This window comes from Gulosibacter chungangensis, from assembly GCF_008831155.1.
Classification (GTDB): domain Bacteria; phylum Actinomycetota; class Actinomycetes; order Actinomycetales; family Microbacteriaceae; genus Gulosibacter; species Gulosibacter chungangensis.
Genome location: NZ_WBKB01000011.1, coordinates 25,749 through 44,424 on the forward strand (window position 1 = coordinate 25,749; position 18,676 = coordinate 44,424).

Sequence of the window (18,676 nt, forward strand, 5' to 3'; positions counted from 1 at the left end):
CTCGAGCTAACAACACGAAATAGGGGTGCAGGAGAGTTTCTCTCCTGCACCCCTATTCGTATTGAGAGTGCCGACGTCGCCTAGACGCGATAGATGAGGCTCAGGTCGAGCCCGGGTGAGTCGATCCGCGTGCGGGCATAGCCCTGGGGGATCTGGGCCACGAGGATGCCGGTCGACAGCGACCCGGAGTTCCCGACGATCACCGAGTTGTGTCGATTCAAGAGGGCAGTGCCGGGGCCGAGCGGCGCAAGCATCCGCAGGAGCTTTGTCTCGACCTCGTTCATGACCATGTCCATGCCGGCCACGCCGATTTTCTTCCCATCGGCGTAGGCGGGCACGGTCATCGTGACGATGTAGTCGTCCACACCGAGGTGGTCAATATAGGGGCCGGCGATCGAGCGGCGCTCTTCGCGATAGCCGCCCTGCCACCATTCCAAGATCTCGTAGTCGTAGAACTGTCCCGAGCTCGGGTCGAGATTGAACTTTTGGCGCACGAACTCGATGCCGGAACGGATCCACCATTCGAGTCTCGCCTTGCCGGGTTTTTGGATCTCGACGGGAAAGATCAACCCCGCGCCGTCAAGCGAGGGGTGTTCTTTGAGGTGTTCAATTACGCGCGCTCGGAGTTTTGCGGAGGTTGTGGCCGCGACCTCATAGGGCGCGTCACCGGAAAAATCCGGAGCGACGGCCTCCGTGAGTTCGGCCCCTAACTGCTCCAGGTCGGAATAGAGCCCGTTAAACCAATGGGCGATGTCCTTGGCTACAGCGGCTACGTTGCTGCTTGTCACTGCCGGTTTGTCCTCTTCACTGTGGCTACTGTTTCACTGCGGCTAATCACTGTCGCTACTGCCCGGCCGTGTGATCAATCGTGAGTTTCACGTCGATCAGCCGGTACACCGTTTTGCGGATGTGTTCTTCGATGACTTGCTCAACTCGCGTTGAGTCATGCGCCGCGACGGCTGCCGTGACGTCGCGGAGATCTTGCAAGGTTTCTGCAGCAGAGGTTGCTGCCCCTGCGGGTGACCACTTTAGCGCGCTAATTTCGGACTGCAGTCGCATCTCGGCGGCGAGGAGGCGAGGCGATTGTGCACTCACCGCGAGTTGGATGTGGAAACGACCGTCGGCGCTCGCGGCGGTCTCGGGCGAGTTGGCGGACTCGAGCCGATTGGCGGCGACGAGCAGGTCGCGGATGGCCTGCTCGTGGGCGCGCTGACAGGCAAGCCGCGCGATGCCGGTGGCGATGGTCATGTGTTCGTCACCGTAGTCGCGGATCTGCACGATCGTCAGGTTGGCGAGGTAGTCGCGCACCTGCGTTTCGCTGGGGAAGGGCACGCGCACCACGAAAGTGCCGCCGCCACGCCCGCGTCGAGTCTCGACGATGCCCTGTTCGCGCAGGACCGCGAGACTCTTGCGGAGCGTGGCGACGGCAACACCAAATTCGGCCGCGAGTTCGATCTCGGAGGGGAGGCGTTCCCCGACCGCGATGGAACCCAAAGAAATGGCCGACACAATTTGATCAGCGAGCACGTCGCCAAAGGTGTACGGTGCGGAGCTGGCCCGAACCGCCGGGCCCATAACAATGCGTTGGCTCACTGACTGTTCCTCGTTCGTCTGTCCTGGGACGATACTAGCGGGGCGCAGTTGAGTGAGGGCCAGGGATTGGGCCACGGATGAGGTCACCGCGGTGCTAGCCCCTTGGCTAGTTACCACCGTTGGCCGGAGCGAGGCTGGTCGCGGCGGCTACGATTTCCGGCAGCCATTCGAGGGCAACATCGCTCGGGAGGTCCCAAGAGGATGCGTCGTGGCGGCCGTATTCGCCGACTCGCGTCGCACCGAGCTCGGCGAGTCGGTTGTCGATGTGCTCGCTGCCCTGGCTGTAGGTCTCTTCGTAGAAGGTGTCGCCGAGTCCGAACATCGCGTAGCGGACGCCCGAGAGGTCGGCTTCGAAGGACTTGAACTTTTCGAAGAAGGGCAGCGCGGTGTTCGGCAGTTCGCCCTCGCCGTGGGTGGAGCAGACGATGATGTAGAACTGCTCGGCGGTGAACTCTGCCGGTTCGAAGTCTTGCAGGTCTTTTACTTCGGCCTCGTGTTCTTCTTGCAGTTTGGCGCCGAGGTCCTGCGCGATGAGTTCTGAGTTACCGGATTCGCTGCCGTAGAGCACAGTGAATTTCATGATGAGTCTTCTTTCGTGTGGTTGTGGATGTGTCGTTCCCCGAGTAGGCCGGAGGCCGTATCGAGGGGATGCTGCGTGGGACGCGCTTCGATACGCTTCGCTACTCAGCGAGCGGCTTGGCTACTCAACGAGCGCACCGTGCGCGATGTCGAGCATGGCGTCGTGGCTGAGAATTTTGGTTCGGATGCGGTCGGTTTCGGCCGACTCGGTTTCGGCGGCGTCGATCTTCTGCCATTGGGCAAATGAGATCGCCTGCTCCCGCAGCGTCGAGGGCAACGCGGCAAATCCGCCGTGGTCCGGGTTTGCGAAAAGTTCGCCGGATTCGCTGGCCGCGATGATTTCTTTCGCGACCTTGTTCGAGTCGGCTCGGTTCGCGGGGATCGCTCCCACCGGCCCGCGCTTGAGCCAACCGACGCGGTAGAGCGCCGCTTCGGGGCGGCCGCCGGCTTCCACCTGCCCACTGCCTTCCGAAGGCCCGAAGTCATATTCTTCGGCGTAGTTGAGGTGGCCGGGGGCGTTGACGTCGAAGCCGATCGCCGAGATCACGGTGTCGGCGGGGATGACGCTCGCTTCGCCCGCGGGAGCAACGCCGAGGTGGACCTGTCCCACGCGCCCGTCGCCGGTGACCTTGCTCGGTTCGGCGCCGAAAATGAAGTGCACGTGCGCGCGCGGTTCGGTGACCTCGATGGTCGTGAGACTTTCGAAGGCTTCCTCGCGTTTGCGGCCGAGCGCGTTGTCTTCGGTCGCGGGGCTCGAGTTCGCCACGCTGAAACGCACGCCGGGGATCTTCCCGAGTTCCTTAACCATGGCGACGTCGGCCTTGGCGGTCGCAATGGGGGAGCGGCTGAGCACCGTGATGTTGGATGCGGGGGATGCGAGGTACTGCTTGAGCGCCTCGGGTGCGATGTCGCTACCGGAGTAGTCCTCGGCAGTTTTTACGAGGAAGCGCACCATGTCGATGGCCACGTTTCCGGCGCCGACTACGACCACGCGCTCGCCAATTTCGGGCAGCGGGATGCTCGGGCGGGGTACCGCGTTGAGCGCATTAATGATGTCGCCCGAGGGTACGACGCCCGGCAGCCGTGAGCCCGGTACCGAGAGGTGGCGGTCGCGCCAGCGGCCGCTGGCAAGGATGACCAGGTCAAAGTGGGAGCGCAGCTCCGACAGTGTGATGTCGGTGCCGATTTCAATATTGCCGGCGAATCGCACCGCGTTGGGTGCGGCGGGGCTGGCCGCAAACATCCGGTCAAACTGCCGAGTGATGGCCTTGGTGTGCTGGTGGTCTGCCGCCACCCCGTAGCGAATCAGTCCGTAGGGGACCGCAAACCGATCGAAAACGGTAATCTCTGAATCTTTCCAGGCGCGCTGGAGTGACTGGGCGACAAAGCATCCGCTGGGACCACTGCCCACGATTGCGATGTGTTTAGGGGGAAGTTTGCTCACGTACGATTCCTTCCGGTCTCCTACAGTCGCGCCGCGTTGCGCACTGAGACATGAACTATAAAGATCTGGAAATCAATCATTACGCAAATTTGCCGCTCAGGCAAGCCGGAGTGGCTGAATGATGCGCCTTGCTTACGTGTGATTTGGCAATTCCAGCTGTGAATGTCGGTGGTGGCGGGGTTGCACAAATCATTTAGTCGTGATTTTATACATTCACCAATGAAGGTTTCGGTTCGTGGTTAAGTCACGCACCAAATCCCGAGTCTTATCAACGCTGATGAGTCAGAGAGGACACAATGAGCGCTATCGCAGCAACCGAGTTGCCATACTTCGACATTGCAGACCCATCCTTTGCGATGCAGTCGGAAGCCGTTCGCGCAGCTCGCGACGCTTCGTGGATCGCCCGCACCAACTACGGCTACGCCGTGCTTCGCTATGAGGAAGTTTCGGAGCTGCTCAAGAGCCCCAAGCTCTCGCAGGGGAGCAAGAAGTGGCCGGACCACCACGGGGTTCACTCGGGCCTCTTCTACGACTGGTGGGAAAAGAACCTCCTCGTGCTCGAGGGAGATGAACACCACCGCATCCGCCGTCTGCTCAACCCGGCCTTCTCGCCGTCGATGGCACGCAAGCTCGAGCCCGAGTTCAAGGCGCTCGCGGAAGAGCTCATCGCGAATGTCGTCGACAAGGGGGAGATGGAGTTCGTGAGTGACTTCTCGGAGCCGTTTGCGACCCGTGCGCTGTGCATCATGATGGGCCTTGACCACAAGCACTGGGAGTTCATCGCCGACCGCGCGAACACCGTCGGCTATGCCCTGAGCGTCAACATCAAGGAAGACATTGACCGTGTTGACTATGCGGTCAAGGAACTCTACGACTTCGTTGAGGAACTCATCCAGGAGCGCCAGGCGAACCCCGGCCAGGATGTCGTGTCTCGCCTCGTGCAGTTCAGCGAGGGTGGCGACAAACTCAGCGCCGAAGAGCTGCGTAATGCTCTCGTGCTGATGCTCTTTGGCGGCATGGACACCACCCGCAATCAGCTCGGGCTGATGCTGCACACCTTCATCCACAACTCCGACCAGTGGGAGAAGCTCGCCGCGAACCCGGAGCTCACGAAGGCTGCGCTCGAGGAGACCCTGCGCGTGAACCCCACGACTCGCTGGGTGACGCGTGAAGCGCTTGAAGACTTTGAGTACAAGGGTGTGGAGATCGCGGCCGGCACGACCGTGCACCTCTTTACCTTCTCGTCCGGTACCGACCCCGAGGCCTTCCCGAATCCCGAAATCGACATCGAGGCCGAGGACCGCAAGCCGCACTTCACCTTTGGCGGTGGCGTGCACCACTGCCTCGGGCACTACATCGCGCGTGCCGACATGAGCCAGGCACTGCCGGTGCTCGCGGCGAACCTCACGAACATCCAGGTCGTCCCCGGCGGCGACGAGTGGCTTCCGGACTCGGGTAACACCGGCCCCGTCAAGCTCACCGTCACCTTCGACAAGCGCGCCTAGCCCGCCCTGATCGCTGAGTAGCGCAGCGTATCGAAGCGCAGCCCCTCGATACGGCCTCCGGCCTACTCGGGGAACGACTTCCCCGCCCCTCGATACGGCCTTCGGCCTACTCGGGGAACGACCCCAAAGCATCCAAACCCCAACAAAAGGTAAATCAATGACGATTACAAACGACACCATTACCGAAACTTCGACGCCGATCGAGCCCTTCCTCGAGTCGCTGAAGACTCGCGAGCTCAAGAACGCCGGCAACCTCGCCGAAAACTATCGCGAGCGCATCGAAGCCGACCTCAACGACAACAACGCGCTCTCCCGTCACCGCGAGCGCAACCTCGAGAACGACACCGTTGAAGCGCTCAAGGAAAAGATTGAGCGCTCGGGCGTCGAATACCTCTACTACATGGTGCCGACCCTCCGTTCGCGCACGGTCGCGAAGATGGTGCCGGCGAAGCACTTCCTGCGCAACCTCGAAAGCGGCGTGAAGTTCACCCGCAACGCGCTGATGGACTTCCAGCTGGACGTCTTCGGCAACCCGATTGGCGCCGACATCCACTCGAAGGAATTCGTCGCGATGCCGGACCCTGAGTCCTTCAACGCGCTGCCCTGGGACACTTCGGTCGGTCGGATTTTCTCGACCGCCTATGAGCCCGACCACCTGCCGGTCGTCGGCGGTCGCCCGAACGCGGTGGACTCGCGCGCAAACATGAAGCGCACACACCAGCTACTCAAGGACATCTTCGGGCTCACGATGAAGTCGGGCCTGGAGCCGGAAATGGTGTGGGTCGGCGACTCGATCACCCCGAAGACGATCCCCGGCTACAACCCCGCCTACCAGGTCGAGTACCTCGAGGGCATGCGTCCGATCTACAAGCGCGTGCACGAGTACGCGAACCAGCTCGGCTTCGACATGATCGAGGGCGACTACGAGGACAAGGGCCAGATCGAGCTGAACTGGATGTTCGACGAGATCGAATGGACCGCCGACCGCATGGTCACCTACCGCCAGATTTGCTCGCAGGTGGCGCGCGAATTCGGTGTGGAAGCATCCTTCATGCCCAAGCCCTTCCTCGGTGAGATGGGCGCCGGTTGCCACCACAACATTTCGCTGTGGGACGAGCAAGGCAACAACACCCTCGAGACCCCGGGCGTGACCGAACTGCACCTCTCGCAGGTGGGTCGCTGGGCCGTCGGCGGCATCCTGAAGCACGCTCCGGGCATGATGCTGATCATGGCCTCGACCGTGAACTCCTACAAGCGCTTCTGGGACCCGGGACAGTTCGCCCCGGCCCGCGCCGACTGGGGTCTGGACGACCGCGCATCCATGGTGCGCATCTCGGCAAATGGCCGTGCCGAGGTTCGCGTGCCGGATGCATCCGTCAACCCGTACCTTTCGCACTCGCTGCTGACGGCTGCTGTGGCCGACGGTATCGGCAACCAGATCGAGCCGATCGGCCCGGGCGAGCAGGGCGAAGACCTGCCGCGCACCCTCGGCGAGGCGGTCGAGGCGTTCCGTGCGAACCCGTTCGTGCAGGCGCACTTGCCGAATGAGCTCGGTGAGACCTTCGCGACGATGAAGGAAAACGAGTGGGCACAGTACTGCGCGACCGTGTCGCAGTGGGAGTTCGACCAGTACTGGCAGGCGATCCCCTAATGGCCGACATTTCAACTGGTGCCGTGGCGAGCGACGCGAATGTCACTCGCCCGGCGGCGGAACTGACTACGATTCGCTTCGCCTGCATCGACTCGGAAGCTGCCCCGCTCTTTGATCTTTCGCCCGATGGCGGCAAGACCCGCACCGGCTACGAACCTGAGGCAGCGGCGATCGTTGCCGAGGAACTCGGGGTCGCGCTCGAGTGGGCCGTGATGGCTTGGGATGACATGATTCCGGCCGTGCAACGCGGTGAAGTGGATGCTGTGTGGTGCGGTCAGGGGATCATCCCTTCGCGCCAGGAACAGGTGAATTTCACCCGTCCCTATGCGGTCTTTAGCGAGACCGTGCTGGTGCGTGCCGGGGACCCGGCGCGGAAGCCGGAAGACCTCGTCGGCTACAAGGTCGCGGCCATTGAAGGCAGCGCGAACATGCGCCTGGCCGAGACTTTCGAGGGCGCCGAGACCGTGGCCTTCAACGGTGACGATGTCTTCGGCGACATGATCCAAGCCGTGCGCGACGGCACCGTCGACGCGATGGTGGACGACGATGTCGTGACCATCCCGCTCGGCGACGAACCCGAGTTCGATGTGGCCTTCACCGTGCAGACCCGGAACCCCTGGGGTGTCGGTGTTGCGAAGGACCGCGACGACCTCCTCGAGCTCCTCGACGGGGCGCTCGAACGAGTGATTGCCGACGGCCGCCTCGAAGCGGTATGGAATAAGTGGATGACGTCGCTCCCGTATCCGGGGGAGACGTTGCGAGATGGGAGACCCTCTTGAGCGGTAAACCGCTGATCGCAGTCCCCGGGATGGCTTCGGCTCAGATCCGGGGACTTCGGTTCTCTGGAACCGTGGTTGCGAACGCAGTATTGGAAAGCATTGTCCGCGCCGGCGGCGAGCCGGTGATCGTCTCGCCGGTCGCCGAGTCGGGGATCTGGGATCGCGTGGACGGCATCGTGTTGCCAGGCGGTTCGGATATCAACCCGGCGCGCTACGGCGCGGAACCGGATGAGACCCACGCGGGCACCGATTTCGATATTCAAGATGATGCGGATGCGCGCGCGATCGCGGCCGCCGAGTCGCGAGGACTACCGGCACTGCTGATTTGCCGCGGGATGCAGCTGTGGAACGTCGAGCGCGGCGGCACCATGATTCAGCACTGGCCCTCGGACCAGCAGGAGCACGTTGGGACCGTGCATGCTGTTGAGGTGGATGCTGAGTCTCGCTTGGCAGCGGCGCTCGCGGATGCTGCACCTGCACCTGCACCTGCGGCTGCGGCTGCGGCGGAGCTGCCTACGGCCGAACTGCCCGCCGCTGAACTGTCTGCGGCCGAGTCCGTCACGGTGTCGAGCTACCACCACCAGGCAGTGGGCGAACTCGGCCGTGGCCTGCGGGTCGTGGCCCGCGCATCCGACGGCTGTGTTGAAGCGCTCGAAGACCCATCGCTCAATATCGTCGCCGTACAGTGGCACCCGGAAGACCGGGCCGAAACGCTCGCCGTCGACCAAGTGCTGTTCGACTGGGTCGTGCAGCAGGCCGCCGAGTTCCGCGCGGCGAAGGCGCAGCGCGCGGGATCGACGCAGCGCACTGGATCGGCTCCGGTTGCCCGACCAGCGGCCGACGCGGTATCAGCGCCAGAAGCTGGATCCGCTCCAGCTGCTGACTCAGCAGCCGACGCGGGATCGGCATCCGCCGCCGAACCAGCACAGAAAGAGGACATCAACGTTGCCACGGTATGACAAGGTGCTTCGTCCGGAGGACGTATTCCTGACCGCCCCGCGCGCGGACGCGGACGTGCGGATCGCGGTGGTCGTGCAAATGACGACCCCCGACCAGTCCAAGTTCAGTTATGAACTCAACCGCGACCTGATTCGCACCGCGATCGCATCCCTGCACGAGCACGGGGCAAGCGTAGCCCTGCACGATGTCGCGACAGACTCCGAGCCCGACTACGCGGAGGTTGCCGCGGCCGACGGCATCCTCGTGCTCGGTGGCGGCGATGTGGACGCCACGCTTTACGGCCACTTCGACCCAGTGCCCAATGAGGGCGGTAAGGATCGCCGTGCGGATGACCGCGAGATCGCGATCATCCAGGAAGGCATTGAGGCGGACGCGATCATGCTGCACCTGTGCCGCGGCTCGCAGTTGCTGAACGTGGCCTGCGGAGGTTCGCTGATTCCCGATGTGGAGTCGGCGGACCTGAACCCACCGAACCTGCACAAGGGTGCGAAGGGGTCGCCGCTTTTCCTCGACGAGGAAGTGCAACTGGTTGAAGGTAGCCGCGTGCGGGAGCTGTATGGTACGCCCACGCTCACGGTCCGAAACGGCCACCACCAAGCGGTGGACCGCGTCGGTGAGGGTCTGCGCGCATCCGCCGTCGCCCATGACGGCGTGGTTGAAGGCACCGAGCGCATCGATAACACCTGGATTATCGGAGTGCAGTGGCACCCCGAAGAAGCCGACGCGTCGAAAGCAGACCGCGACATCCTCTTCGCCGAGTTCCTCGCCCAAGTCCGCGCCCGCAAGTCCGTCCCCGCGGTCTAGGTCCCGCACATTTAGCTAGGCATCTGCTGTGCTAATCAATGAACGGGGCCTGCGCCCAACCAAGACATCCAATTAACAAAGAGGTAAGCAATGGCTGGATATCAAGTACTCAACCCCGCGACCGGCAAAGTCGAGTCGGAATTCCCCCGCGCATCCGACGCCGAGGTGCGCGAGGCGATCGACCTCGCTCACCACACCTACAACTCCTGGCGCGACACGAAGCTCGAGGAGCGCGTCGCGATCATCAAGCGCGTCGCCGAACTCTACCGCGAGCGTCGCGGCGAGCTGGTCGAGATCATCGCCCGCGAAATGGGTAAGCCCGTGCGGCAGGGTGCCGGTGAGATCGGCATTTCGGCAGACATTTTTGACTACTACGCCGACAACGCGGCCGAGTTCCTAAAGGAAGAGGAACTCACGGTGGCCTCGGGCGGCCGCGCGGTGGTGCGGATGGCGCCGACCGGCGTGATTCTCGGCATCATGCCTTGGAACTACCCCTACTATCAGGTCGCTCGCTTTGCCGCCCCGAACCTGCTGCTCGGCAACACGATCGTGCTGAAGCACGCATCGAACTGCCCCGAATCGGCGCAGGCGATCGCGAAGATCTTTGACGACGCCGGACTTCCCGCGGGTGCGTACGTGAACATTTACGCGTCGAGCTCGCAGGTGCCGAGCATCATTGAGGACCCGCGCGTGCAGGGTGTCTCGCTCACAGGTTCGGAACCGGCCGGCCGCTCGGTCGCCGAAGTCGCGGGCCGGAACCTGAAGAAGTGCGTGCTCGAGCTGGGCGGCTCGGACCCGTTCCTCGTGCTCAGCACCGAAGACGTCACCGCGGCCGCGAAGATCGCCGTCGGCGGTCGGATGGCGAACTCGGGCCAGGCCTGCAACGCCTCCAAGCGCGTGATCGTCGTCGACGAGTACTACGACGAGTTCCTGCAGGCGTACCTCGAACGGATGAAGCTGTTCGCGCCCGGTGACCCGCTTGATGGCGGCACTCGGTTTGGTCCGCTTTCGTCTGCCGGTGCGGTGGATGAGCTGGTCGAGCTGGTGGAGGACGCGGTTGCTAAGGGTGCGAATCTGCTGCTCGGCGGCAATCGCATCGAGCCGGATGAGGGCGACTGGGCCGAGGGCGCATGGATGGAGCCGACCGTGCTTACCGACATCACCCCCGAGATGCGCATTTACCGCGAGGAGGCCTTTGGGCCGGTGGCGTCGATCTATCGTGTGGCCGATGAGGTCGAGGCGATCCGCCTCGCCAACGACTCGCCCTTCGGGCTCGGCTCGTCGATCATCACCAATGACGAAGAGCAGGCGAACCGCGTCGCCGACCAGATCGAGGCCGGGATGGTCTACATCAACTCGGCTGGCGAGTCGGAGCCCGATCTGCCCTTCGGTGGCGTGAAGGCCTCCGGGATCGGCCGTGAACTCGGCCGCTTCGGCATGGAAGAGTTCGCGAACCGCAAGCTCGTCCGCTGGAGCAACTAGCCCGCTCCGCTCATTGAGTAGCCGCGGAGCGGCGTATCGAAATGTGCCCAGCGCAGTACCTCTCGATACGCGCCTACGGCGCTACTCGAGGGACGGAGGGGCTACAGCGCTACTCGTAGAGCAAGAGTGCCCCGTCGCGAATGGCGACGGGGCACTCTTCACGTACCGCAACGAACTACGGTCGGCGGCGGGGCCACTTTGCGTAGACCTTTTCGAGGAGTTCTTCCTCGGCGTTCGGGCCCGGTTTCACGCCGCCCGGAATTCCGGCGAAGAAGACCGCACCGACGAGCCACCACACCCCGAAGATGACCCACGGCTGCACGCCGAGCCCGGCGGGCATCCCCGGCAGGTAGAGCAGCACGAGGAACGCGGTGATCGCAACCGAGGTCGCTCCAACGACCACACCGAAGTTGCCCTTGCCACCGACGCGCAGTGGGCGTGGCATGTCGGGTTCGCGGCGGCGAAGAATCACGAAGGAGATCGAGACCAGCAGGTACGCGATCACGATCATCGGGGAACCCGCATCCACAATCCAACCGAGGGCCTTGTGGCCGAAGAATGGCGCGATCGTCGCAACCGCACCGAGCACGACCAGCGCGTTGACCGGGGTTCCGAACTTGGGGTGGAGCTTGCCGAGCCAGGCGGGGAGCATCCCACCCTGCGCGAGCGAATACATCAGTCGCGAGGCACCCATCTGCAGCGAGTTCCACGAGGTGACGATGCCGGCGATACCGGCGGCGACCATCAGGTTGCCGAAGAACTGACCCCCGAAGAGCGTGGCCATGGCGTCGGCGGCGGGGAGGGTCGAGCCGGAGACCTCGTCGGGTGTGAGTGCCGAGGACACGGTGAGGATGATCATGATGTACCAAGCCGCGGCGATGATCACCGAGATGAACGCGATGCGACCGGTCTTCTTCGGCGGCAGGTTCACCTCTTCGGCGGTCTGCGGAATCACGTCGAAACCGACGAACATGAACGGCACGATCACAAGTACCGCGAAGAACCCGGTCCAGCCGTTATTAAAGAAGGGCTCCATCGTGGCGACTTCACCCGCGTTGAAGGATCCGAACAGCTGCAGGAAGCCGATCGCGAAGAGGAAGATCACTACGAACATCTGGAACGAGCCGGCGATTTTCACGCCGAAGATGTTGATGATGGTGATGAGTACCGCGGTGACGGCGCCGACGAGTGCCCACGAGAGGTAGACGTCCGAGTCGCTGATGCTCCACAGGTGGAAGTGGTCGAGCGGCACGACGTATTCCATCGCGGTGGGTAGCGCGACCGCTTCGAACGCCACCACGGTGGTGTAGCCGCCGGTGATGCCCCAGGAGCCAATGAACGACCAGCGCGGTCCGAGCGCACGCAGAATGTAGTTGTGCTCACCACCGGCCTTCGGCATCGCCGCAACCATTTCGGAGTAGACGAGGGCGACGACCGCCATCATCACACCACCGGCAAGCATTGCGGCGGCGGCTCCGAATGATCCGGCATCTTCGATCCAACCGCCGACGAGCGTGACCCAGCCAAAGCCGACCATTGCGCCGACACCGAGCGCGAGGGTTGACCAGGTTCCGAGTCCGCGCTTGAAGCCGGGACCCTTGTTGGGCGCTGGCGGTGAATTGTGAACCGTACGAGATTGCTGGATACTCAAGTAGCTGTCCCATCATTGCGACGCAGCGACACCTTGTGCCGCTGAAATTCCAAGAAAAAGCAGGCGTACTGACGTCTGCTAAATCGATTTTGCATCGCAGTGACACGCCTGTCAAGCGGTTGGGATGCACGGCCCGTTTCCGCGCGTATTTCGAGGCCCACTTTCGGCGACAGGTCTGGCACGGCCTAGACTTGAAGGATGGCCTCGATCTACAAGACTCCTGACGAACTCCGCCTCATGGTCCCCGCGGGCATCCTCACCGCACAGGCGCTGGATGCCGTTGGCGAGGCGATTCGTCCGGGAATTTCGACGCTCGAGCTGGATGCGATCGCCGAGCGGGTCATCCGCGACGGCGGGGGAGTGCCGAACTTCCAGCTCGTCGACGGCTACCACCACACGGTCTGCGCATCCGTGAATGACGCGATTGTGCACGGCATCCCGAACGAGACGCCGCTGAAGCCGGGCGATGTGGTCTCGATTGACTGCGGTGCGATGCTAGACGGCTGGAACGGCGACTCGGCGCGCACCTGGATTGTCCCTGGCGAGGTCGAGGGTGAGGATGCGGCGGGTTGGCTTTCCGAGGCGAACCGCGTGTCGGATGCGACCCAGGCGGCAATGTGGGCCGGGATCGCGGCCGTGGCCTCGGCCCGGCACCTCAATGACGTGGGTACGGCGATTGAGGAAGCCACGAACGAGCAGCCGGGAACGCTTGGGATCCTCGAGAACTACACGGGCCACGGGATCGGCCGGAATATGCACGAGGAGCCGACGGTGTTCAACTACCGGGTGCGGCGTCGCGGCCCGGTCGTGAAAGCGGGCCTCGCGATCTGCATCGAGCCGATGCTCACCGGCGGCAGCGCTGACACTCTTGTAGATGATGATGACTGGACGGTGCGCAGCGCGGACGGTTCGGTCGCGGCGCACTGGGAGCACACGGTGATTCGCCACAAAACGGGAATCTGGGTGACCACCGCGCACGACGGCGGCGCCGCAGGCCTCGCGGCCCACGGCGTCACCCCCGTCGCCCCGTAAATCGGAGCGCGCTTCGATACGGTCGCTGCGCTCCCTACTCAGCGAGCCGCTCCTTTCGTTCCCCGAGTAGGAGCGGAGCGACGTATCGAGGGGCGCCCAATATCACATCTTGCGTAAATACGACGGGGCAACTTATACTCGATAGTCGGTGTGTTTCGGTGACGCTTTTGCGTTCGCAAAAACACCTGACTTCCGCATGACTGGCATGCGGGCGTTCGACAAGCTAGCGACAGTGAGGCTATGGCCAAGAAAGACGGCGTCATTGAGATCGAGGGCACAGTAGTCGAGGCATTGCCTAACGCAATGTTTCGGGTAGAGCTCTCGAACGGACACAAAGTGCTCGCGCACATTTCCGGAAAGATGCGGCAGCACTACATCCGCATTCTCCCAGAAGACCGAGTGATCGTAGAGCTCAGCCCCTACGACCTCACGCGTGGGCGAATCGTCTACCGCTACAAGTAAGCAAGTCCCTCGCCCGGCCAGATAAGGAACGGCCGGCGCATCCCCGTGCCGGTACGAGGCCAGCGATACAAAGGAATATGACTCATGAAGGTCAAGCCCTCCGTGAAGAAGATCTGTGACAGCTGCCGTGTGATTCGTCGTCACGGTCGCGTCATGGTGATCTGCTCGAACCCGCGCCACAAGCAGCGCCAGGGTTAAGCACAACTCAATACTGAAGTCGCAGTGATAAGACGCTCGGGATACCGAGCTGACACCTCCGGGCGCGAGGCCGGGGCCCAGTCGCTGCACCAAACCTCAACACCAAACAGGAGACCACTCCATGGCACGTCTAGCAGGCGTTGACCTCCCCCGCGAAAAGCGGACCGAGGTCGCTCTTACCTACATCTACGGCATCGGCCGTACCCGTGCGCTCAAGACGCTCGAAGTTACCGGCATTGACGGCAACACCCGCGTGAAGGACCTCACCGACGAACAGCTCGTGGCACTTCGTGACCACATCGAGGGGACGTATCAGGTAGAGGGTGACCTCCGCCGTGAGGTTGCCGCCGACATTCGCCGCAAGGTCGAAATCGGTAGCTACCAGGGCATCCGTCACCGCCGTGGCCTTCCGGTTCACGGCCAGCGCACCAAGACCAACGCGCGTTCGCGCAAGGGTCCGAAGCGTACCGTCGCCGGCAAGAAGAAGGCGAAGTAACCCATCCGTCTTATCGGATGTGAGTGAACCGAATTTCGTAGGAGAGTAAGAATTGGCTACCCCAAAGACTGCGCGCAAAACGCGTCGCAAGCAGAATAAGAACGTTGCCGTAGGTCAGGCGCACATCAAGTCGACCTTCAACAACACCATCATCTCGATCACCGACACCACCGGTGCCGTCATTAGCTGGGCATCCTCGGGTGGCGTTGGCTACAAGGGCTCGCGTAAGTCAACTCCGTTCGCCGCACAGCTGGCCGCTGAGGCAGCTGCTCGCCAGGCGCAGGAGCACGGCATGAAGAAGGTTGACGTCTTCGTGAAGGGCCCGGGCTCGGGTCGTGAAACCGCAATCCGTTCGCTCCAGGCTGCTGGCCTCGAGGTTGGACAGATCAGCGACGTTACCCCGCAGGCGCACAACGGTTGCCGCCCGCCGAAGCGCCGCCGCGTCTAATTGTGTCTAGTCGCCCGTACTCACGAGTGTGAGGCCGGGCGACTACGCCGGTGACGACACCGGATTCCGATTGTCCTCCGCATCCTCCCTATCTCCCAGCAGGTCTTTCCTGTTGGATACGCCAAGCGTCATATAGCGGACGCTTTGCCGAAAGGAACCACACAGTGCTCATTGCACAGCGCCCCACACTCACCGAGGAGAACGTATCCGATCACCGCTCACGGTTCGTCATTGAGCCGCTAGAGCCGGGCTTCGGTTACACGCTCGGAAATTCGCTGCGTCGTACGCTGCTCAGCTCCATCCCCGGTGCGGCAGTCACGAGCATTCGTCTCGACAACGTTCAGCACGAATTCACCACCATCCCGGGTGTGAAGGAAGACGTTACGGAGATCATCCTGAACGTCAAGGGTTTGGTCGTCTCGAGCGAGCACGACGAGCCCATCACCGCGTACCTGCGCAAGACCGGTGCAGGTGAAGTTACCGCAGCGGACATCTCGGCTCCCGCCGGTGTTGAGATCCACAACCCGTCGCTGGTTATCGCGACGCTCAACGACGACGCAAAGTTCGAGCTCGAGCTCACCATTGAGCGCGGCCGCGGCTACGTGTCGGCACAGCAGAACCGTAACGAGTACTCGGACACCGGCCAGATTCCGGTTGACTCGATCTACTCGCCGGTGCTGAAGGTTACCTACCGTGTTGAGGCCACCCGTGCGGGTGAGCGCACCGACTTCGACCGTCTCATCGTTGACGTTGAGACCAAGCCGTCGATGGCTCCGCGTGACGCGATTGCTTCGGCAGGTACCACCCTCGTTGAGCTGTTCAGCCTCGCGCGTGAACTCAACGTCGAAGCAGAAGGTATCGAAATTGGCCCGGCCCCGGTCGAGCAGGTCATCAGCGATGAGCTCTCCATGAGCATCAACGACCTTGACCTTTCGGTGCGCTCCTACAACTGCCTCATGCGTGAGGGTGTGACGACTGTTTCGCAGCTCGTTGCGCTGAGCGAGAGCCAGCTTCTGAACATCCGCAACTTCGGCCAGAAGTCGGTGGACGAGGTACGCGACAAGCTCGCATCCCTCGGCCTCACCCTCAAGGACAGCGTTCCGGGCTTCGAAGGCACCCACTTCTACGGTGCTGGCGAAGACAGCGGCGAATACATCTAAGCCGCACTAGCGGCCCGTACCTGAGAAAGAGAACTACGAATGCCTAAGCCCAACAAGGGACCGCGCCTCGGAAGCGGCCCGTCTCACGAGCGTCTCCTGCTTGGCAACCTCGCTGCGCAGCTGTTCACGCACAAGCGCATCCAGACCACCGAGACCAAGGCTAAGCGCCTGCAGCCGGTGGCCGAGCGCCTCGTGACTCACGCAAAGAAGGGCGACCTCGCAGCACGCCGTCGCGTGCTGCAGGTCATCACCGACCGCGGCGTCGTGCACGAGCTGTTCACCGAGATCGCTCCGCTGGTGGCTGAGCGTCCGGGTGGCTACACGCGCATCATCAAGACCGGCTACCGCAAGGGCGACAACGCTCCGATGGCCGTGATTGAGCTCGTGCTCGAGCCGGTTCAGTTCAAGAACAAGGCAGCTGCTCCCGCTGCGGACGCTCCCGTCGTTGAGGAAGCCGAAGAGACCGCTGAGGTCGAGGTAACCGAGGCAGACGAGGCTGCAGTTGAGGCTGCAGAGGCTTCGGCTGACGAGGCTGCTTCGGAAGAAGCTGCTGACGCTCCCGCCAAGGAAGCCGCTTCGGAAGAGGCTGCTGAGGAAGAGACCAAGTAGTCTCCACTCGCGCTACGCAAGGAACCCCGCACTCCGGTGCGGGGTTCCTTGCTTTTCCGGCGAGTTCTGCGGTTCCTCTTGCCGCTTTTGCCGCTTTTGCCGCTTTTGCCGCTTTTGCCGCTTTTGCCGCTCTTGCCGCTTTTGCCGCTTTTGCCGCTTTTGCCGCTTTTCCGCGCGCCCCGCGCCTTCTGTTGTCGTCTTTCCTTCTGCGGCTCGCTACCTGCCGCCTCGCGCGCCTCTGCAACCCCTCCTCCCAGCTGGGCGGCTAACCCACGCAGCTAACTCGCCACTCGATGCAGTTTTTCACTGCTCCCAGAGCGTCCAGTGACGAGTTGCTGCTCCGGTCCTCCGTAACTCGTCACTCGATGCTGTTGAAGCGGGCTGCGGCAGCATCTAGCGACGAGTTATTGAGGCAGGTTCCGGTGAGTCGTCGATGGATGCTGTTGGTTGCGGCCGCGCCTACATCGAGTGACGAGTCTGCGGCGTGTCCCTCGGTAACTCGTCAGTGAATGCTGCTGAAACGGCTCGCGGCAGCGTTTAGTGACGAGTTAGCGGGCCCGCCGCCCGTTAATTCGTCTATGGATGCTTGAAATTGACTTTGGGTCACTATGACACTAACCTCGCTCTAACAGTTAGGGTGAAAATGACTCAAAGTACTGAAGGTGCTGGCGCCAATATGACGAGCTTCAGCGACGACGACGCGATGAACAGGTCCAATGCAAGCGAATCCTCCACGGCCACCAGCGAAGTCGGCCACACAAGCGAAACCGGCAGCAATACAACGCAAACCAACGACATCCGCCTCGCGGTGTCGACGGTGATCTTCGCGCTGCGCCCGGCCACGCATCCATCGAAGAAGTGGGACATCGTGATGCCGGTGGTCCGCCGCACGCGCGACCCGCACGAGGGGGAGTGGGCGCTGCCGGGCGGTTGGCTGCAAGCTGACGAAGGCCTCTCGGCCGCCGCGAGCCGCACCCTCGCCGAAACCACGGGCCTGCATCCGGCCTACCTCGAACAGCTCTACGCGTTCGGTGCCGTCGATCGCTCGCCGACCCGGGTCGTCTCGGTCGTGTATTGGGCCCTCTTGCGGGCGGATGCGGTGGAAGAGCGAGCTGAGCTCGAAAACGTCGCCTGGTTCTCGGTTGACGGACTCTGGGGCCTCGCCTTCGACCACGATGAAATCGTGCAGTATGCGCTTTGGCGGCTGCAGAACAAGCTCGACTACAGCGGCATTGCGCAGGGCTTTTTGCCGGAGCTGTTCACGCTCTCTGATCTCCGTGAAGTGCACGAGGCCGTGCTCAATAGACCGCTCGACCCCGCGAACTTCCGCCGTCAAATCGAAAGTTCCAAAGAGATCGTGGCAACCGACGAATTTCGCAAGGGGAGTCACCGCCCGGCTCGGCTCTACCGGACGAACAGCGAGATCGCCCTCGCAAACCACGGCCCGCTCAAGCCAGAAACGCAGTAGCGCTTTGGTCTCGCCGAATGGGCCTTAGCGAGCGCGTGCCTAACCATTGTCGTTTTCGCTAACCCGGGTCGGCCTACCGGCAATGCCTACAGCAAGCGGCAATACCTCCCTGTCCGACCCATTGCCGTTGTGGCTAACCCGGGTCGCAATAGCGGCAAGGGATGCAGGTAACGGCAATGGCGCCAACGCCAACGCCAACGCCAACGCCAATGCCAACGCCGCCCCGAATCTCAACGCCAACGCCGCCCCGACCTGAATCGCAGCGCCAAGGCCAACGTCAACACCAATCTCAACTTCAGTTCCGAACCCAACGCCAACCTCAGACCCAAACCAAAGCAGCACAGCAGCTGCACAC

The 18,676-nt window shown here is 62.7% G+C and carries 19 protein-coding genes; 14 read left to right on the top strand and 5 right to left on the bottom strand.

Going from position 1 to position 18,676, the window contains the following annotated elements; all coding sequences use genetic code 11:
* Positions 1–80 precede the first annotated feature (80 nt).
* The 4 genes from F8O05_RS13670 to F8O05_RS13685 form a co-directional block, all read right to left on the bottom strand.
* Positions 81–788 (bottom strand): cache domain-containing protein, encoded by a 708-nt coding sequence (locus tag F8O05_RS13670; protein ID WP_158053310.1) that lies wholly within the window; start codon positions 786–788, stop codon positions 81–83.
* A 55-nt stretch (positions 789–843) separates the two neighbouring features.
* Positions 844–1,593 (bottom strand): FadR/GntR family transcriptional regulator, encoded by a 750-nt coding sequence (locus F8O05_RS13675; protein WP_158053311.1) that lies wholly within the window; start codon positions 1,591–1,593, stop codon positions 844–846.
* A gap of 106 nt (positions 1,594–1,699) precedes the next feature.
* Entirely contained in the window at positions 1,700–2,173 is a 474-nt protein-coding gene (locus F8O05_RS13680; protein ID WP_158053312.1) for a flavodoxin domain-containing protein, read from the bottom strand.
* 120 nt (positions 2,174–2,293) lie between these two features.
* Positions 2,294–3,616 (bottom strand): FAD-dependent oxidoreductase, encoded by a 1,323-nt coding sequence (locus F8O05_RS13685; RefSeq protein WP_158053313.1) that lies wholly within the window; start codon positions 3,614–3,616, stop codon positions 2,294–2,296.
* Positions 3,617–3,912: 296 nt separating this feature from the next.
* Here F8O05_RS13685 and F8O05_RS13690 point away from each other — a divergent pair, with 296 nt between their 5' ends.
* The 6 genes from F8O05_RS13690 (at position 3,913) to F8O05_RS13715 (ending at position 10,797) form a co-directional block, all read left to right on the top strand.
* Positions 3,913–5,121, top strand: a complete 1,209-nt coding sequence (locus F8O05_RS13690) for a cytochrome P450 (RefSeq protein WP_158053314.1) — start codon at positions 3,913–3,915, stop codon at positions 5,119–5,121.
* Positions 5,122–5,278: 157 nt separating this feature from the next.
* Positions 5,279–6,772, top strand: coding sequence for a glutamine synthetase family protein (locus F8O05_RS13695; protein ID WP_158053315.1), 1,494 nt, complete (start codon positions 5,279–5,281; stop codon positions 6,770–6,772).
* Positions 6,772–7,551 carry an ABC transporter substrate-binding protein gene (locus F8O05_RS13700; protein WP_158053316.1) on the top strand — a complete coding sequence of 260 codons (780 nt, stop codon included), beginning with the start codon at positions 6,772–6,774 and terminating at the stop codon, positions 7,549–7,551. Before F8O05_RS13695 ends, F8O05_RS13700 begins: the two co-directional genes overlap by 1 nt.
* A complete protein-coding gene (locus F8O05_RS13705) occupies positions 7,548–8,510 on the top strand; it encodes a gamma-glutamyl-gamma-aminobutyrate hydrolase family protein (protein ID WP_225735920.1) in 963 nt (320 codons plus the stop codon). Before F8O05_RS13700 ends, F8O05_RS13705 begins: the two co-directional genes overlap by 4 nt.
* Positions 8,497–9,315, top strand: a complete 819-nt coding sequence (locus tag F8O05_RS13710) for a gamma-glutamyl-gamma-aminobutyrate hydrolase family protein (RefSeq protein ID WP_225735921.1) — start codon at positions 8,497–8,499, stop codon at positions 9,313–9,315. The genes F8O05_RS13705 and F8O05_RS13710 overlap by 14 nt, the downstream gene beginning before the upstream one ends.
* 90 nt (positions 9,316–9,405) lie before the next feature.
* Positions 9,406–10,797 (top strand): NAD-dependent succinate-semialdehyde dehydrogenase, encoded by a 1,392-nt coding sequence (locus F8O05_RS13715; protein WP_158053317.1) that lies wholly within the window; start codon positions 9,406–9,408, stop codon positions 10,795–10,797.
* 175 nt (positions 10,798–10,972) lie between these two features.
* Here F8O05_RS13715 and F8O05_RS13720 read toward each other — a convergent pair whose 3' ends face one another.
* On the bottom strand, positions 10,973–12,448 hold the full coding sequence (locus tag F8O05_RS13720; protein ID WP_225735922.1) for an APC family permease: 1,476 nt from the start codon (positions 12,446–12,448) through the stop codon (positions 10,973–10,975).
* Between the two features lie 198 nt (positions 12,449–12,646).
* Here F8O05_RS13720 and map point away from each other — a divergent pair, with 198 nt between their 5' ends.
* The 8 genes from map (at position 12,647) to F8O05_RS13760 (ending at position 18,321) form a co-directional block, all read left to right on the top strand.
* Complete coding sequence (gene map, locus F8O05_RS13725; protein ID WP_158053318.1) at positions 12,647–13,480, top strand: type I methionyl aminopeptidase; 834 nt, start codon at positions 12,647–12,649, stop codon at positions 13,478–13,480.
* Positions 13,481–13,720: 240 nt separating this feature from the next.
* On the top strand, positions 13,721–13,942 hold the full coding sequence (gene infA, locus F8O05_RS13730) for a translation initiation factor IF-1 (protein ID WP_124970725.1): 222 nt from the start codon (positions 13,721–13,723) through the stop codon (positions 13,940–13,942).
* Positions 13,943–14,026: 84 nt separating this feature from the next.
* Positions 14,027–14,140 (top strand): 50S ribosomal protein L36, encoded by a 114-nt coding sequence (rpmJ, locus tag F8O05_RS13735; protein ID WP_087004896.1) that lies wholly within the window; start codon positions 14,027–14,029, stop codon positions 14,138–14,140.
* A gap of 121 nt (positions 14,141–14,261) precedes the next feature.
* A complete protein-coding gene (gene rpsM / locus F8O05_RS13740; protein ID WP_158053319.1) occupies positions 14,262–14,636 on the top strand; it encodes a 30S ribosomal protein S13 in 375 nt (124 codons plus the stop codon).
* A gap of 52 nt (positions 14,637–14,688) precedes the next feature.
* Complete coding sequence (gene rpsK / locus F8O05_RS13745; protein ID WP_158053320.1) at positions 14,689–15,084, top strand: 30S ribosomal protein S11; 396 nt, start codon at positions 14,689–14,691, stop codon at positions 15,082–15,084.
* A 164-nt stretch (positions 15,085–15,248) separates the two neighbouring features.
* On the top strand, positions 15,249–16,244 hold the full coding sequence (locus F8O05_RS13750; RefSeq protein WP_158053321.1) for a DNA-directed RNA polymerase subunit alpha: 996 nt from the start codon (positions 15,249–15,251) through the stop codon (positions 16,242–16,244).
* 39 nt (positions 16,245–16,283) lie between these two features.
* Positions 16,284–16,853 carry a 50S ribosomal protein L17 gene (rplQ, locus tag F8O05_RS13755; RefSeq protein WP_158053322.1) on the top strand — a complete coding sequence of 190 codons (570 nt, stop codon included), beginning with the start codon at positions 16,284–16,286 and terminating at the stop codon, positions 16,851–16,853.
* A 643-nt stretch (positions 16,854–17,496) separates the two neighbouring features.
* Positions 17,497–18,321: an NUDIX hydrolase gene (locus tag F8O05_RS13760; RefSeq protein ID WP_318655829.1), complete on the top strand. Its 825-nt coding sequence runs from the start codon at positions 17,497–17,499 to the stop codon at positions 18,319–18,321.
* Positions 18,322–18,676 lie beyond the last annotated feature (355 nt).

What these genes read in the sequence shown, in the direction of transcription:
- F8O05_RS13680 (WP_158053312.1), bottom strand. Translation starts at nt 2,173, where the DNA reads ATGAAATTCACTGTGCTCTACGGCAGCGAATCCGGTAACTCAGAACTC.
- F8O05_RS13690 (WP_158053314.1), top strand. Translation starts at nt 3,913, where the DNA reads ATGAGCGCTATCGCAGCAACCGAGTTGCCATACTTCGACATTGCAGAC.
- F8O05_RS13695 (WP_158053315.1), top strand. Translation starts at nt 5,279, where the DNA reads ATGACGATTACAAACGACACCATTACCGAAACTTCGACGCCGATCGAG.
- F8O05_RS13700 (WP_158053316.1), top strand. Translation starts at nt 6,772, where the DNA reads ATGGCCGACATTTCAACTGGTGCCGTGGCGAGCGACGCGAATGTCACT.
- F8O05_RS13715 (WP_158053317.1), top strand. Translation starts at nt 9,406, where the DNA reads ATGGCTGGATATCAAGTACTCAACCCCGCGACCGGCAAAGTCGAGTCG.
- map (WP_158053318.1), top strand. Translation starts at nt 12,647, where the DNA reads ATGGCCTCGATCTACAAGACTCCTGACGAACTCCGCCTCATGGTCCCC.
- infA (WP_124970725.1), top strand. Translation starts at nt 13,721, where the DNA reads ATGGCCAAGAAAGACGGCGTCATTGAGATCGAGGGCACAGTAGTCGAG.
- rpmJ (WP_087004896.1), top strand. Translation starts at nt 14,027, where the DNA reads ATGAAGGTCAAGCCCTCCGTGAAGAAGATCTGTGACAGCTGCCGTGTG.
- rpsM (WP_158053319.1), top strand. Translation starts at nt 14,262, where the DNA reads ATGGCACGTCTAGCAGGCGTTGACCTCCCCCGCGAAAAGCGGACCGAG.
- rplQ (WP_158053322.1), top strand. Translation starts at nt 16,284, where the DNA reads ATGCCTAAGCCCAACAAGGGACCGCGCCTCGGAAGCGGCCCGTCTCAC.
- F8O05_RS13760 (WP_318655829.1), top strand. Translation starts at nt 17,497, where the DNA reads ATGACTCAAAGTACTGAAGGTGCTGGCGCCAATATGACGAGCTTCAGC.